Genomic DNA, 16,243 nt, shown 5'->3' with positions numbered 1-16,243 from the left:
GCGTTTCCTCCGGCATCCATCGTTAGTTCGAGGTGCCGGTAGGATTGAGGGATTCCCCCACCTCGAGCCCTCCGGGAGACATTCGGTGCCCACAATCCTCGTTGAAGTAATGCCCAAGGCTGAACTGCTTGACCCGCAGGGTAAGGCGGTCTCCGGGGCGCTTACGCGGCTCGGCAAGTCCGAGTTCACCGATGTCCGCATCGGAAAGCGGTTCGAACTGACCGTCGACGGCCCCATCACCGACGCCATCCGCGCCGATGTCCAGCACATCGCCGACGAGATCCTGTCGAACTCCGTGATCGAAGACGTTGTCGCGATCACCTACCCGGAGGCCGAGTAGTCATGCGCATCGGCGTCATCACCTTCCCGGGCTCTCTCGACGAGCGTGACGCCCAGCGGGCGATCCGCATCGCCGGAGCGGAACCCGTGGCGCTGTGGCACGGAGAGCACGACCTTCACGGGGTCGACGCCCTCGTCCTGCCCGGCGGGTTCAGCTACGGCGACTACCTGCGCGCCGGCGCGATCGCATCCGTCTCGCCGATCATGGCTGAGGTCATCGACGCCGCGAACAAGGGGATGCCGGTGCTCGGTATCTGCAACGGCTTCCAGATGCTCACCGAGGCGCACCTGCTGCCCGGCGGCCTGATCCGCAACGACCACGGCCGCTTCATCCGCCGTGACCAGGTGCTGCGGGTCGAGAACGTCGACACCGCGTGGACGAACGAGTTCACCGCCAACGATGAGATCATCATCCCGCTCAAGAACGGTGAGGGCGGTTTCATCGCCTCCGAAGCCGAACTCGATCGGCTCGAGGGCGAGGGCCGAGTGGTCTTCCGCTACCTCGGCCGGAACCCGAACGGTTCGCTCCGCGACATCGCCGGCATCACCAACGAACGCGGCAACGTCGTCGGCCTCATGCCGCACCCGGAGCACGCTGTCGAACCCGGCTTCGGCCCGGACACGGCGGATGCCATGCGGTCAGGCACCGACGGACTCACGCTGTTCACCAGCGCGATCCAGGCGCTCGCGGCGGTCTGACCCGCCCGCTCCCGACGTACCGACAAGGGCTCCCTGCCCGGCGACATCGCCGACGCAGGGAGCCCTTTCTGGTCTCCCGCAGCGCAGCGTCAGCGGTCGACCGGTGCTCCCTTGCTCGGGGCGATGGTCGGAATGCCCGCCGTGTCGGTGCGCCGGTACCGCGGATGCGGCACCCGGGCCTCGTCGAGGTGGTCGGCGTCGACAGCACCGAGATTCCGGATCAGGATGATCAGCCACGAGAAGATGAGGAATGCCGCGATCAGTTCGGTTGCGGTGAGGTTGTAGTACCCCTGCGCAAACGCGACCGCCGCGCCGACGATCACCCCGAGAAAGACGAACCCGAGCACGACGAACGCCCGAGAGATCGCCGGCACGAGGTACGCCATGCTGATGATGAGCGCAGCGAATACGGTGACCATCCCGGACGCGACGGTGTTGTGGACGGCGAGGTTCTCGTCGACGGGAAACAGCCCGACGCAGGCGAGCAGGATGCCCATGAGCACGAGGCCGCTTTGGAGCAACCGGACCCGGCGACGCGACTTCGGTGACTTCGACGCGGCTGCGATCTCCAGTTCTCTCGTGGCGAAGCTCGCGACGATGGTCACCATGAGTCCCCCGATAATCAGCGTGAAGTTGAAAGCGAACCCGGAGAGAGTCGAGCCCATCCCGAGTGCGCTGAGGTTCTTTTGCCACCACAGGGGGTCCTCAGCCGTCAGCATGCTGCTGAGCACCCCCATGGAGAGGAATACCGCGAGTAGCGCCGCAAGGCGGTAGATGTTCATGTTCACGGCGGACAGGTAGGCGAAGTAGACGCTGACGGCCCCGACCACGCCGACGATGAGGGCACTCGCGAAGGGGAACAGCACGGCCCCGCAGCCCCTCCCGCAGCGGTTGCCCCGGCAGATCCACGACCAGATAATGGCACCGGTTCTCCGCCAGCAGCGATGATGCCGACGACTCCCATCACCAGGAAGCCCGCCGCCCCTGCGACGAGAGCCAGCGATTCGGCCGTGACGGCGCTGGGCGAACCATCGGTTGCGGACATGATCGGCTCCCCTCGCGCAGGTGATGCCCGGATTCTCGCAAACGTGCGGTACCTGCGCGTCGCCCCGGGAGGATGAGACGGATCGCCGCTTGGCTCGGTACGGGGCATCCGAGAGACCACAAACGGCCCCCCGCCGGGCGATATCGCCGGCTTAGGGAGCCACTCGTGGGGTTTCGGGTCGGGCCAGGATCAAGTCACATCCCGCTTCCACGACACGAAGTAGCCGAGCACGGTGAGTACGAGGGCGAGCGCGGCGAGCAGGAGGCCGCCCTGCCACCACTCCAGCGGATCGACACCCGGGCCGGTGGCCCCGACTCCGAAGAGGCTGGGCGCGCCGACGAGTGCGTCACTGGCCGCGCCAGGCAGGAACCGCCCGAGCGATGCCGCCCAGTCGGCGAACATGGTCACCGCACGGAGCGTCGGCTCGACGAACTGGGTGAACGCGAGGATCACGACGATCGCGGCGACCTGGTTCGGGATGAGTGCACCGAGTCCGACACCGATGACCGCCCACAGGGCGAGCGCGAGCACTCCCCTGCCGATCATCGCCCAGGTTTCACTGTTGTCCAGCTGGGTGTCGAGCCCGAACAGGGTCAGAGCCCCAGCACCAGCACCCACAGACGCGATCACACCGACCACGCCGTAGATCGCCCCGAAGAACAGCAGTGCGGTGCTTTTCGCGCCAAGCACGAGGCCGCGCTTCGGGGTCGCGAGGAACGTCGGCGTGAGCATCTGGTGCCGGTACTCGCTCGTGACGGCGAGTGCGCCGAGGAGCACCGGGAACACATACCCGAACGTGCTGACCGAGCCGTAGAGCATGGGCGCGAGGAACTCCGTCGGCGGCGCCTGCTCCGTGGCCTGGCCCTCGGACGTGGAGAAGAACCCGAACAGGGCGCCGAGACCACCGGAAATGAAAACGATGTAGACGACGAGGATTATCGCGAGGACCCACCAGATCCTCGTGGTGAGGATCTTCGCGACCTCGGCGCGCAATGCGGGAAGGAACATGTTCACAGCGATCCTCCCTCTCCGACCAAAGCGAGGAATGAGTCCTCGAGCCCCGATTTCTGTCGATGCAGCGAACTCACCTCCACTCCGGCCGCGAAGGCGATATGCCCGACCTGCCCCGGTTCAAGCCCGGTGACGAGGATGCCGGCCCGGGCTTCCTCGAAGGTGGCGGATGCTGCGCCGAGAGCGGCGACGAGCTGGTCACGATTCGGGGAGTCGACGATCACTTTCGTTGCAGCACCTTCGATCTCGAGGCTGGACAGTGGTCCGCGGTGCACCAGCGTGCCCCGAGCGATGATGACGACCTCGTCAACGCTCTGCTGGACTTCGCTGAGCAGGTGCGACGAGATGAGGACGGTGCGGCCCTCCACTGCGAGCTGGCGCAGGAAACCACGTATCCACTTGATGCCCTCGGGGTCGAGCCCGTTGATCGGCTCGTCGAGAACGAGGACTCCCGGGTCGCCGAGGAGCGCGAACGCAAGGCCGAGCCGCTGCCGCATGCCGAGCGAGTAACCGCCGACCCGGCGGGCGGCGTGCTCGGTCAGTCCGACGGTGTCGAGGACGATGGGAACCTGTTTCGGGTCGATGCGTGCCGCCTTCGCGTACACACCGAGGTGGTCGCGAGCGGTCCTGCCTGGGTGGAAGCTTGCTGCTTCGAGAGCCGATCCCACCGAACTGAGCGGCGACAGAAGGTCGCGGTACCGCACCCCTCCGATGGTCGCCGATCCGGCGGTCGGGGTGACGAGGCCGAGCAACATCCGGAGTGTCGTTGTTTTGCCAGCGCCATTGGGGCCGAGGAAACCGGTGACCCGCCCGGGTTCGACCCGGAAACTGAGGTCTGAGACGGCGGCGACCGGGCCGAAGCGTTTGGTGACGCCGGCGAATTCGATGGGGACTCCCGTGGGCATTCTGCTCCTGAAGTAGATTGGGGGGGGTCCTCCTACTCTGGCAGGGAACTGAGCCGGCCTGCATCCCCCGAACGGCGGAGATCAGCGCACCATGCCGGAGAGCGGGTGACGATTAGGACTTTAGGACGACGCGCGGAGTTCACGCGGCTGCGAGGATGAAAGCATCCCGATTTTCCGGCCACAACGCCTCCTCGCCAGCGGCCGCCTTCCCCCCTGGAGTGTTCCCTGTGTCTCCCCGCCTGTTCTACCGCACGCTCGCTTTCGCCGAGGCGGTGACCTGGACGCTGCTGATTGTCGGGCTGCTCATGAAATACGTGTGGGACCTCGGCGATCTCGGTGTGCGGGTCGGGGGGTCGATCCACGGGTTCATATTCCTGGCGTATGCGGGAACCTCGGTTCTCGTCGGCCTGAACCAGCGCTGGAGCATCCCGCTCATCGCTCTCGGGGTGGTCACAGCCGTGGTGCCGTACGCGACGATCCCGTTCGACCTCTGGGCCGACCGCTCGGGGCGCCTCGACGGCGACTGGCGACGCACCCAGACGGATGATCCGCGCGACACGGGCTGGATCGACCGCCTTCTGCGCTGGTTCCTCAGCCACCCGGTCCTGCTGATCGTGCTGTTCGTCCTTGCCGTCGTCGCGATCTTCGCGACCCTCTTGACGATCGGCCCTCCCGGCGGCGAGCGCTAGCGGAAACGACCGGGCAGGAGGCTCTCGCGTGCCCGGATAGAATTGGGGTATCCGGCACCCCTCGATCTAGGAGCCTTCCCCTCGTGAGCATCCCCGCAACCTCTGTTGCCGACACCGTCTCGAACGCCATCGCCACTCCTGAGAAGGAGCAGCCGTACGCAGCACTTGGGCTCAAGCCCGACGAGTACGAGAAAATCAAGGAGATCCTCGGTCGTCGCCCCACGTCGGGCGAGCTCGCCATGTACTCCGTGATGTGGAGCGAACACTGCTCGTACAAGTCGAGCAAGATCTACCTGCGGCAGTTCGGCCAGAAGGTCACCCCTGCCATGAAGAAGAACCTCATGGTCGGAATGGGCGAGAACGCCGGCGTCGTCGACATCGGTGAGGGCTGGGCCGTCACCTTCAAAGTCGAGAGCCACAACCACCCGTCCTACATCGAGCCGTTCCAGGGCGCGGCGACCGGCGTCGGCGGTATCGTCCGCGACATCATCTCGATGGGCGCCCGCCCGGTGGCCGTGATGGACCAGCTGCGGTTCGGCGCGATCGATGACCCCGACACCGCACGAGTCGCGCACGGCGTTACGAGCGGTATCTCGTTCTACGGCAACTGTCTCGGCCTGCCGAACATCGGTGGCGAAACCTACTTCGACAAGGTCTACCAGGGCAACCCGCTCGTCAACGCGCTGTCGGTCGGAGTTCTCCGGCACGAGGACCTCCACCTCGCCAACGCCTCCGGTGTCGGCAACAAGATCGTGCTGTTCGGTGCCCGTACCGGCGGCGACGGGATCGGCGGCGCGTCGATCCTCGCCTCCGACTCGTTCGACGCCGCAGGCCCGACCAAGCGCCCGGCCGTCCAGGTCGGCGACCCGTTCGCCGAGAAGGTGCTCATCGAGTGCTGCCTCGAGTTGTACAAGGAGAAGCTCGTCGAGGGCATCCAGGACCTCGGTGCCGCAGGCATTTCCTGTGCGACAAGCGAACTCGCCGCGAACGGTGACGGCGGCATGTTCGTCGAACTGTCGAACACCCTCCTCCGCGACCCGTCGCTCACGCCTGAGGAAATCCTCATGTCCGAGTCGCAGGAACGCATGATGGCTGTGGTGGAACCAGGCAAGCTCGACGCGTTCCTCGCGGTCACCGCGAAATGGGATGTCGAAACATCCGTTCTCGGCGAAGTCACCGACACCGGCCGGCTCGTCATCAACTGGCACGGCGAAGAGATCGTCAACGTCGACCCGTCGACCGTTGCGGTCGACGGCCCGGTCTACGAACGCCCCATCGCGTACCCGGTCTGGCTTGACGCGCTGCAGGCCGACACGGCATCCGCTCTCGAACGACCGACGGATGCCGCAACGCTCCGTTCCCAGTTCTTCTCCCTGCTCGGTTCGGCCAACCTCGCGGACAAGAGCTGGATCACCGACCAGTACGACTACTACGTCATGGGCAACACGGCGCTGGCGTTCCCCGACGACGGCGGCATGATCCGCGTTGACGAGGAGTCCGGCCTCGGGTTCGCCATCGCCACCGACGCGAACGGCCGCTACTGCCAGCTCGACCCGTCGCTCGGCGCGAAACTCGCCCTCGCTGAGGCGTACCGCAACGTTGCCTGCACCGGTGCCGTTCCGGCCGCGGTGACGGACTGCCTCAACTTCGGCTCGCCGGAGAACCCCGAGGTGATGTGGCAGTTCTCGCAGGCCGTCGAGGGCCTGTCGGACGGCTGCCTCGCGCTCGAAGTGCCCGTCACGGGCGGGAACGTCTCGTTCTACAACCAGACCGGCGACACCCCGATCTTCCCGACGCCTGTCGTCGGTGTGCTCGGTGTCATCGACGACGTCGCTCGTCGCGTGCCGAGCGGCTGGCAGGACGAGGGCGACAACATCTACCTCCTCGGTATCACCCGCGAAGAGCTCTCCGGATCGGCGTGGGCCGGCACCGTCCACGACCACCTCGGCGGACTTCCGCCCGCTGTCGACTTCGACCGGGAGAAGGACCTGGCTGCCCTCCTTCACGCGGGATCGCAGTCGTCCATCATCGCCTCAGCGCACGACCTCTCCGACGGCGGCCTCGCGCAGGCCCTCGCCGAGAGTGTGATGCGGTTCGGAGTTGGCGCTCGCGTCTGGCTCGGTGAGATCCTTGAGCGCGACGGTGTGGATGTCGCGACCGCACTGTTCTCCGAGTCGACCGGCCGGGTGCTCGTTTCGGTGCCGCGTGAAGACGACGTGAAGTTCCGGGGCCTGTGCGAAGGGCGCGACTACCCGGTGCTGCGCATCGGCGTGACCGACAATGCGAGTTCGTCACTCGAGATCCAGGACCTGTTCACGGCGAGCATCGACGAGCTGCGCGCGACGCACACGGCCACGCTGCCGACGGCGTTCGCGTAGGTCGCCCCGCCGGCCTTTGCTCGGTCGCTATCGGTCACGTTTCGCAACGGAACCCAGCCAGTAGCGACCGAGCAACGGCCGCTACAGCCACTAGTGACCGAGCAAAGCCGCTCCCGCGCGCCCGATACGATTGAAGCCATGACGATCACCGCTGCCGCAGACGGCTCAGCCCTCGGCAACCCCGGCCCGGCCGGCTGGGCGTGGTACGTCGACGACGCACACTGGGCGGCAGGCGGCTGGAAGCACGCCACGAATAACCAGGGTGAACTCAAGGCCGTACTCGAACTGTTCCGCGCGACGGCACACCTCGACGACGACCTTCTCGTGCTCTGCGACAGCCAGTACGTGATCAACACGGTCACCAAGTGGATGCGCAGCTGGAAGGCCAAGGGCTGGCGCAAGAGCGACGGCAAACCGGTGATGAACCTCGAGATCATCAAGGAGCTCGACGAGGCCATGGCCGGGCGCAACTACCGGTTCGAGTGGGTGCGCGGCCACGCCGGCCACCCGTTGAACGAAGCCGCCGACGCCCGCGCCCGCGCTGTCTCCGAGGCGTTCCAGGCCGGCCGGCCGATCCCCCACGGGCCGGGCTGGCCGCGCGAAGGCGGCGCAACGGATGCCGCCGAGCCAGGAACCACGCCGGCACCGGTCGGCGCGCTCGACGACGCCGTCGCTGCGGACAGCGAACTGGCCCTGTTCTCCCTCGACGATCCCGACCTGCACGAGGTCACGCTGTGGCTGACCGACGACGAGCACATCCGTTTGCACGAGCGAGCCCGTCAGGAAGGCGTCAGCGCCGAAGCACTCCTCCGCAGCCTGATCTGATCCCGATGAACCCGTCGCTCGAAAGCGCTGAGGCGGTCGCAGACCTGCTCGGTGTCGACCTCGAGCGTGGGCTCTCCCACACGGAAGCCGCGAAGCGCCTCACCGAAGACGGCCCGAACGAACTGCGCGGCGTGAAGGCGAAGCCCCTCTGGCTCGTCTTTCTGGCCCAGTTCCACGATCCCCTCATTTACCTGCTGCTCGGCGCGGTCGCCGTCTCACTGGCGGCCTGGCTGGCGGAGGGGGCTGAGGGTTGGCCGATCGACGCGATCGTGATCAGCGCGATCGTCGTGCTCAACGCGGTACTCGGGTTCGTTCAGGAGTTCCGCGCCGCCTCCGCTGTCGCGGCCCTGGCGACCATGACCGCGGCGTCATCGACCGTCGTCCGCGACGGCGCACTCGAGACCGTGCACTCCTCGGAACTCGTGCGTGGAGACCTGCTCGCCCTCAGCGAGGGCGACTCGGTGGGAGCGGACGCGCGCATCGTCGGCGCGAGTGCGCTCCGCATCGCCGAAGCGTCGCTCACAGGCGAGAGCGAAGCCGTGGAGAAACATCCAGGCCTGCTGTCCGGCCCGGTGCCGCTCGGTGGCCGCACGAACATGGCCTTCAAGGGCACCTCGGTCGTGCAGGGCGTCGGCCGCGCGGTGGTCACCGCAACCGGGATGGACACCGAAGTCGGCGCCATCGCCCACCTGCTTGACGCCACGACCGAGGAACCCACCCCGCTCTCCCTCGAGGTCGCACGCATCGGCCGGATGCTCGGGATCGCCGTGATCGCCATCGCTATCGTGGTCATGGGAACCATCACCATCGTCAACGGGATATCGACACCCAGCGATTTCGTCGTGGTGCTGCTGCTCGGAGTCTCCCTCGCCGTCGCCGCCGTCCCTGAAGGACTCCCGGCGATCCTGTCCCTCGTGCTCGCGATCGGGGTCCAGCGGATGGCCCGCCGCAACGCCGTGGTCAAACAGCTGAGCGCCGTCGAATCCCTGGGCTCCGCGTCAGTCATCTGCACCGACAAGACGGGCACCCTCACACGCAACCAGATGACGATCGAGCGTCTGATCACGGCGTCGGGGAGGGCGGATGTCACGGGCACCGGATACACGCCGTTGGGCGAGGTTCTCAGCGGCGGTTCCTCGCTGAGTGCCGACGGCCACACCGAGGCACGGCTTCTGCTGACCGCCGGGGCGCTCGCCAACAACGCCCAACTCTCCGAGCGAGACGACGGGTGGGAGATCGAAGGCGACCCGACCGAAGCGGCGTTCCTCGTCGCTGCACGCAAACTCGACGGCACCACCGACCGGATGGACCGGTTCACGCGTCGCGCGGAGATCCCGTTCACGTCCGACCGCAAGATGATGTCGACGGTGCATTCAGACGCCGACGGCAGGACCCTGCTGTTCAGCAAGGGAGCCCCGGACGTTCTCCTGTCCAATTGCACCCGGCTGCGGGTCGGAACGACGGATGTCCCGCTGACGGACGAGCGTCGGCAGCAGGCCCTCGATGACATCGAAGCCCTGTCCTCCGACGCGTTCCGCACGTTGGGGGCGGCGTACCGCCCGATCTCGGACGACGAGGACAACGTGTCTGAGGCGCTGGAGCACGACCTGGTCTATGCCGGCACCGCCGGTATCATCGACCCGCCCCGCAGCGAGGTGGCTGCCGCGATCGCCGAAGCGCAACGGGCCGGCATCCGGATCGTCATGATCACCGGCGACCACCCGGCGACGGCGACGCGTATCGCCGTCGACCTGGGCATCGTCAAGCGCGGAGCTCGAGCTCTCACCGGCACCGAGATCGACGACCTCGATGCCGACGCGCTCCGCGAGGCCACCAGGACGGTCTCCGTCTTCGCGCGCGTCGCCCCGTTGCACAAACTGCGACTCGTCGACGCGCTGCAGGCCGACGGGCGCATCGTGGCGATGACCGGCGACGGCGTCAACGACGCGCCGGCACTGAAGTCCGCAGACATCGGCATCGCGATGGGCATCACCGGCACCGAGGTCACGAAAGAGGCGGCGCGGATGATCCTCGCCGACGACAACTTCGCGACCATCGTCGCCGCCGTCCGGCAGGGTCGCGCGATCTTCGACAACATCAAGAAGTTCCTGCGTTATCTGCTCTCGTCGAACATGGGCGAGGTGCTGACCGTATTCCTCGGCGTCGTGTTCGCCGCCGCGCTGGGTCTCGCCGGGGCGGGCACCGAGACCGTCGTGATTCCGCTTCTGGCGACCCAGATCCTGTGGATCAACCTCGTGACCGACTCGGGCCCCGCCCTCGCCATGGGAGTCGACCCGGAGGTCGATGACGTCATGGCGCGGGCGCCACGGAAGCTCACCGACCGCGCCATCGACGGGCGCATGTGGGCGGGCATCCTGTCCATCGGGCTGGTCATGGCGCTGGTGACGCTCGCCACGATCGACCGGTTCCTTCCCGGAGGCTTTCTCGAAGGGTCCGACTCGCTGGATGTCGCGCGGACAGCGGGGTTCACGACCCTCGTCTTCACCCAACTGTTCAACGCCTTCAACGCGCGGTCGGAGACGACCACAGCGTTCCACGGGCTGTTCAGCAACCCGTGGCTGTGGGGATCAGTTGCCCTCGCCGCGCTCCTGCAGGTCGCCGTCGTCCAGGTTCCATTCCTCCAGGTCGCCTTCGGAACCACACCTCTCGACCTGGCGCACTGGCTGTGGTGTGTGGTGGCGGCATCCGCCGTGCTGTGGTTCAGTGAGATTCGCAAGGCGGGATACCGCCTGCTCGAGCGCCGACGGCGCTGACCCGACGGTCAGCCGAGAGGTTCGGTGAGCGCGTGGACCAGAGCCGGGAGCGTGGACCGCGCCACGGGCGGAGCCGAGATTGCACCGGTGTCGCCGCCCTCGAGGATCGCCTCCTGAACGGCGGATTCGTAGACGTTGACGATGATGCCGATCGCGGCAATCGGGTCCATGGTGAATCGAAGCCCGACCGAGCGCACGGCGCCGTCGATGCGCTCCGCGAGTTGCTGGAGGAAGCCCCGCTGGTAGGCGAGAAACTTTGAAGCGACGGCTGGGTCCCTCATCGCCAGGAGCTTGAACTCGGACTGCACCATGCACCAGCGCGCATCGTCTGCCTGAAGTTCGAGGAACCGCGTGACCACCCCGCCGAGCGTCGCCTCCGTCAGCGATCCCCCATCGAGCTCGGGGAGAATGGCGTCGACACCCTCCTGCAGTCGTTCGAGTCGGATACGGTTCTCCCGCTCGGCGAGCGCGAAAAAGAGCTCTTCCTTCGTGTCGAAGTTGGAGTAGAAAGCACCGCGGGTGAATCCGGCCCGTTCAGCGATCATCTCGACGGAGGCCGCGTGGAACCCGGTCTCTGCGAACACCTCGTATGCCGCATCGGTGAGCCGATCGCGGGTCCTCCGCCGGCGGGCGCTTTCGACCTGCGCCGTCTCAGCGGCTGCGATATCGAGGGGCATTCTGACACCTTACTGGGAACGGGCGATACATCAGTGTATCTGATACAACTCTGTATCGGATACACTCGTGTATCTGAGCGGAGAAACCTGCCGCGTCCCAGTCCCCTATTCCAGGAGCACCGTGTCTTCTCTGCTGTACTCGCTCGGCCGATGGGCATTTCGCGCACGTGGCATCGTCGTTGGTGCCTGGATTCTGATCCTCGCGCTCGTTGGCGGCGGCGCCCTCCTCTTCAATCAGGGCCTCGACAACGCGATCTCCATCCCGGGGACCGAATCGCAGGCCGCCCTCGATTCGCTCGCGACGACGTTCCCGCAGGTGAGCGGAACCACCGCCCAGGTCATCGTCGTCGCGCCAGAGGGGGATGCTGTCACCGACGAAGACGTGTCGGTCACGATCGAGGCATCCGTCACCGCGCTCAACGACCTCGACCAGGTCGAGCGGGCGGTGTCGCCCTTCGATGAGAACGTCACCGGAGCCGTCAGTGAGGACGATTCGTCCGGGCTCATCAGCATCCAGCTCGACGGCGAAACGGCCGACATCACCGCGGCGACGAAGGACGCGCTTGGCGAGGAAGTCGCCGCACTGCAGGACGCGCTGCCCGAGGGAGCCGTGGCCTCCCTTGGCGGGCAGCTGTTCAGCACCAACCTGCCTGCGTTGAGCATCGTCGAGCTTGTCGGTGTCGGCGTTGCCCTCATCGTGCTCCTGCTCACCTTCGGATCGTTCCTCGCTGCTGGGATGCCCCTGCTCACCGCCCTGCTCGGCGTCGGCATCTCCATGGCACTGATCTTCCTTGCGACGGCGTTCAGTTCTATCAACTCGACAACGCCGATGCTCGCCCTCATGCTCGGTCTCGCCGTCGGCATCGACTACGCGCTGTTCATCATCTCGCGGCACCAGGAGCAGCTGAAGGGTTCACTCTCGGCCGAGGAATCGGCGGCGCGGGCGACGGCAACGGCTGGTTCCGCCGTGATCTTCGCCGGGCTCACCGTGATCATCGCCCTGCTCGGTCTCGGTGTCGCCGGGATCCCGTTCCTCACCGTCATGGGTGCTGCCGCCGCGGTCGGCGTCGGCGTGGCCGTGCTGATCTCGATCACCCTCATCCCAGCGCTGCTCGGCTTCGCCGGCGAACGCCTGCGGCCGAAGCCGAAGAAGCACGCGAGACGAAAGCGCCGGGCACGCGCTGCCGCAGCATCCGATGCGGTAGACGCGGCCGAACACCGACCCAACCGGTTCTTCACCGGCTGGGTGCGTGCGGTCACCCGGTTCCCGATCGTCACGATCCTGGCGGTCGTCGCCGTTCTGGGCCTTGCGGCGCTCCCGGCCCTCGGACTCCGCCTCGCCCTCCCGGATGCCGGCGGCCTGCCGTCTGATGATCCGGCCCGCATCACATACGACCTCGTCTCCGAACACTTCGGCGAAGGGTTCAACGGTCCCCTCATCGTGACCGGGTCGATCGTCACGTCGACCGACCCGCTCGGGCTGATGGCCGACCTGAAGGACGAGATCGAAGCCCTCGACGGCGTCGCCGCCGTTCCGCTTGCGACGCCCAACGAGACAGCGGACACTGGGATCGTCCAGGTCATCCCCGAAGGAGCACCGGACTCTGAGGAGACCAAGGCGCTCGTCGCCGAGATCCGATCGATGCACGACTACTTCGTCGACGAGTACGACGTGGACCTCTCGGTTACCGGCTTCACCGCTGTGGGCATCGACGTGTCCGACAAACTCGGCAACGCCCTGCTGCCGTTCGGCATCATCGTCGTCGGCTTGTCGCTCGTGCTGCTGACCATGGTGTTCCGGTCGATCTGGGTACCGATCAAAGCCACCGTCGGCTACCTGCTCAGCGTCGCGGCGTCCTTCGGCATCGTCGCCCTCGTCTTCGAGTACGGCTGGTTCGCCGACGCACTGCACGTCGCGAAAGAGGGCCCGGTGATCAGCTTCATGCCGATCATCCTGATGGGCGTCCTGTTCGGACTGGCCATGGACTACGAAGTGTTCCTCGTCGCCCGGATGCGCGAGGACTACGTCCACTCCGGCAAGGCGCGCGCCTCCATCGAAACCGGCTTCCTCGGCTCGGCGAAAGTGGTGACCGCGGCCGCCATCATCATGTTCGCTGTGTTCGCGGCCTTCGTTCCCGAAGGTGACGTGAACATCAAACCGATCGCGCTCGGTCTCGCCGTCGGTGTCTTCATCGACGCGTTCATCGTCCGGATGACGTTCGTCCCCGCCGTTCTCGCCCTCCTCGGCGAGAAGGCATGGTGGATACCGCGCTGGCTCGACCGCTCGCTCCCGTCGTTCGACGTCGAGGGTGAAGGCCTGCACCACGAGATCGAACTGCGCGACTGGCCGTCGACGGCATCCAGCGACGTTCTCAGCGCGGAGGGTCTCACCCTCTCCGGTTCACGGACTGCACTCTTCGACAACGTCGACGCGCACCTGCCAGAAGGCGGAACACTTCTGGTCTCCGGCGAGCGCGAGTCCAGCGTCACCGCGTTGCTCCTGACCATGTCGGGCCGCATGCACGCCGACACGGGGAAGCTCAAGGTAGCCGGTTATGTGTTGCCGGTGCGGGCGGCATCCGTTCGTTCCCGCGTCGCATTCGTCTCGATCAGCGAAGCGGTGGACCCCATTCGGGCGATCACCGATGCTGTCCGCGAGTCGCCGCGGATCCTGACCCTGGACGGAATCGACACGGTGACGGATGCACTCACCCGCCGCAACCTGCGCGACGCCCTCTCGGATGCGCAGGCCCAAGCGCACGCGAACGATCGCCCGCTGGCTCTCATCGTTGGCACCGCGTTCCCCGATACGCAGGCCGACGCCGTTCCCGGCGCCGACACGGCTGTCCGCGTCGCCCTCACCTCCTCCAACCTGTCGCACGAAGCAGAGGTACCCGCATGAGCACACCACTGGCACGATTCGAATCCGCTCGCGCTCCCGGGCGGGTCACCTGGTTGTCCATCCTCGGCATCGTTCTCGTACCGCTCGTCGTTGCCGGAGTTCTGGTCTGGGCGTTCTGGAACCCTTCTGAGCGGCTTGACCAGGTGAACGGGGCCATCGTCAACAACGACACGCCCGTTGAAATCGACGGGCAGACGGTGCCGTTCGGTCGCCAGCTCGCCGCAGGGCTTGTCGGCGGCGACGCGGCATCCGACACCAACTACACCTGGGTGATCACCGACGAAGACGACGCAGCCAGTGGCCTCAACTCAGGGAAGTTCACCGCTGTCGTCACGATCCCCGAAAACTTCTCGTCGGCAGCCACCTCGTTCTCGGGCGAAGCCTCCGAAGCCGAGAAAGCGACGGTCGACGTGGCGACGAGCGATCAGAGCCGCCTCGTCGATGACGCCGTCAGCCAGGTGATCACCACGACGGCAGCCGGTCTCGTCGGCAACGAACTCACGACCTCCTACCTCGAGAACGTCTACGTCGGGTTCAACGGCCTCGGCGAGCAACTCGGAACGGCCGCAGACGGCGCCGCTCAACTGGGTGCAGGCGCAACGGAACTTGCGACAGGTGCATCGACCCTCGCTGATGGCACGACCGAGCTCTCCAGCGGCGCCTCAGGACTGGCAACAGGAATTTCGGGGCTGTCCGGAGGACTGTCGTCACTAGCATCCGGTCTGTCGACGCTCGAGAACCAGACCGCAGCGCTGCCGACGCAGGCGCAGTCCCTCGCGACCGGCGCCGCGGAAATCGCAGACGGCATCGACCAGCTTCAGCTCGCGGTAGCCGGCCAGGCCGTGTCGCTGAACGCACAGGCCGCCGACCTGGCCGCCCTCGCCACAGAGTCCTGCACAGCGGACCCCGTGGGCAGCCAATGCGCCGCGCTCAGCACTGCCGCAAGAAACGCCGCTGTATCGGCCGGAACGATCGCCGCGATCGGCACGCCAGGTGAACTCGCCACAGGGGCCGACTCGGTGTCCGGCGGGATCAGCGCCCTCGCCACCGGGCTATCGAGCGTCACCGCTGGGATCAGCGACACGGCGGCAGGCGCATCGAGCCTCGCTGCCGGGGGCTCATCCATCAGTGCGGGGGCATCGGAGCTTGCCGACGGGGTGTCGGAGTTGAGCACAGGGGCCGCCGGACTCTCGACCGGCGCGGCAGGCGTCGCCGACGGGGTGAACTCCCTTGCGGGCGGGCTCTCCGAAGCGGTTGCGGCTGTGCCGAGCTACAGCGAATCCGAACGCACCACCCTCGCCGAGGTCGTCGCTGAACCGGTCGTCGCCGACGGCGAACTGGCCCTCTCGTTCGGTGCCGCCGGGGTTCCGTTCTACGCGGCACTCGCCCTCTGGCTTGGGGCGTTCGGCAGCCTGATCGTGCTCCGAGCGAAGCCCGCGCGCACCCTCGGCTCGACGCGGCCATCGGTTCTGCTCGCCCTCCGGGCCTGGGCGCCGGCCGCTGGTGTCGGCGCGCTTCAGGGCATCCTCGTCGCGGCGATCCTTCAGCCGCTTGTCGAGCTGGATGCCGGCGGCTGGATCGGGTTCGCCGTGGTCGCGGCGCTCACCGGGGTCGCGTTCGCCGCAACGAACCAGGCCCTCAACGCGGTCTTCGGTGGGGCGGGGCGGTTCCTGTCGATGATCGTCGCGCTCGCGCTCATCGGCACAAGCATCATCGCCACGGCACCTGCCGCGCTCGACACGGCGCAGAGTTTCATGCCGGTCCACCCGGCTGTGAACGCCCTCCACGCCGTCGTCACGTCGGGCGGTGGGCTCGGTGCGGCCATCGTCGGGCTGCTGATGTGGACGGCGGGGTCCCTCGCGGCGACAACGCTCGCCATCGCCAGGTCGCGCACCGTGACGGTGCGGCAGCTGGTGCCGCGGGCGGCGTAGCTCGCCCGCGCGGGTGAAACTGCGGTGCGCGGGTGCAATTGCACCCGCGCAGCGCAACAACACCCGCG

General features: G+C 66.9%; 12 protein-coding genes. 8 read left to right on the top strand and 4 right to left on the bottom strand.

The annotated features are described in order from the left end of the window. Nucleotides 1–85 precede the first annotated feature (85 nt). Nucleotides 86–340, top strand: a complete 255-nt coding sequence (gene purS / locus BM197_RS08455) for a phosphoribosylformylglycinamidine synthase subunit PurS (protein ID WP_090710567.1) — start codon at nucleotides 86–88, stop codon at nucleotides 338–340. 2 nt (nucleotides 341–342) lie between these two features. Then, complete coding sequence (gene purQ / locus BM197_RS08450; protein WP_090710565.1) at nucleotides 343–1,038, top strand: phosphoribosylformylglycinamidine synthase subunit PurQ; 696 nt, start codon at nucleotides 343–345, stop codon at nucleotides 1,036–1,038. A gap of 89 nt (nucleotides 1,039–1,127) precedes the next feature. On the opposite strand, the gene BM197_RS08445 is transcribed toward purQ, so the two are convergent. The 3 genes from BM197_RS08445 to BM197_RS08435 all read right to left on the bottom strand — a co-directional run bounded on the left by BM197_RS08445 (nucleotide 1,128) and on the right by BM197_RS08435 (nucleotide 3,999). Further along, nucleotides 1,128–1,904: a DUF998 domain-containing protein gene (locus BM197_RS08445; protein ID WP_090710564.1), complete on the bottom strand. Its 777-nt coding sequence runs from the start codon at nucleotides 1,902–1,904 to the stop codon at nucleotides 1,128–1,130. Nucleotides 1,905–2,272: 368 nt separating this feature from the next. Further along, nucleotides 2,273–3,091 (bottom strand): ABC transporter permease, encoded by an 819-nt coding sequence (locus BM197_RS08440; RefSeq protein WP_090710562.1) that lies wholly within the window; start codon nucleotides 3,089–3,091, stop codon nucleotides 2,273–2,275. Nucleotides 3,092–3,093: 2 nt separating this feature from the next. Continuing rightward, complete coding sequence (locus BM197_RS08435) at nucleotides 3,094–3,999, bottom strand: ATP-binding cassette domain-containing protein (RefSeq protein ID WP_090710560.1); 906 nt, start codon at nucleotides 3,997–3,999, stop codon at nucleotides 3,094–3,096. 227 nt (nucleotides 4,000–4,226) lie between these two features. Here BM197_RS08435 and BM197_RS08430 point away from each other — a divergent pair, with 227 nt between their 5' ends. The 4 genes from BM197_RS08430 (at nucleotide 4,227) to BM197_RS08415 (ending at nucleotide 10,665) form a co-directional block, all read left to right on the top strand. Further along, nucleotides 4,227–4,688, top strand: coding sequence for a DUF3817 domain-containing protein (locus BM197_RS08430; protein ID WP_245762462.1), 462 nt, complete (start codon nucleotides 4,227–4,229; stop codon nucleotides 4,686–4,688). Nucleotides 4,689–4,771: 83 nt separating this feature from the next. After that, a complete protein-coding gene (gene purL, locus BM197_RS08425; RefSeq protein ID WP_090710556.1) occupies nucleotides 4,772–7,066 on the top strand; it encodes a phosphoribosylformylglycinamidine synthase subunit PurL in 2,295 nt (764 codons plus the stop codon). A gap of 138 nt (nucleotides 7,067–7,204) precedes the next feature. Then, nucleotides 7,205–7,891, top strand: coding sequence for an RNase H family protein (locus tag BM197_RS08420; RefSeq protein WP_090710555.1), 687 nt, complete (start codon nucleotides 7,205–7,207; stop codon nucleotides 7,889–7,891). A gap of 5 nt (nucleotides 7,892–7,896) precedes the next feature. Further along, on the top strand, nucleotides 7,897–10,665 hold the full coding sequence (locus BM197_RS08415) for a cation-translocating P-type ATPase (RefSeq protein WP_090710553.1): 2,769 nt from the start codon (nucleotides 7,897–7,899) through the stop codon (nucleotides 10,663–10,665). Between the two features lie 8 nt (nucleotides 10,666–10,673). On the opposite strand, the gene BM197_RS08410 is transcribed toward BM197_RS08415, so the two are convergent. Then, nucleotides 10,674–11,342, bottom strand: coding sequence for a TetR/AcrR family transcriptional regulator (locus BM197_RS08410; RefSeq protein ID WP_090710551.1), 669 nt, complete (start codon nucleotides 11,340–11,342; stop codon nucleotides 10,674–10,676). 121 nt (nucleotides 11,343–11,463) lie between these two features. Between BM197_RS08410 and BM197_RS08405 the strand changes: the two genes are divergently transcribed. Further along, nucleotides 11,464–14,244, top strand: coding sequence for an MMPL family transporter (locus tag BM197_RS08405; RefSeq protein ID WP_090710549.1), 2,781 nt, complete (start codon nucleotides 11,464–11,466; stop codon nucleotides 14,242–14,244). Next, nucleotides 14,241–16,175: a YhgE/Pip family protein gene (locus BM197_RS08400; RefSeq protein ID WP_090710548.1), complete on the top strand. Its 1,935-nt coding sequence runs from the start codon at nucleotides 14,241–14,243 to the stop codon at nucleotides 16,173–16,175. The genes BM197_RS08405 and BM197_RS08400 overlap by 4 nt, the downstream gene beginning before the upstream one ends. Nucleotides 16,176–16,243: the final 68 nt, after the last annotated feature.

This window comes from Mycetocola miduiensis (assembly GCF_900115155.1).
Classification (GTDB): domain Bacteria; phylum Actinomycetota; class Actinomycetes; order Actinomycetales; family Microbacteriaceae; genus Mycetocola_A; species Mycetocola_A miduiensis.
This window is presented reverse-complemented; position numbering and strand designations above follow the sequence as displayed.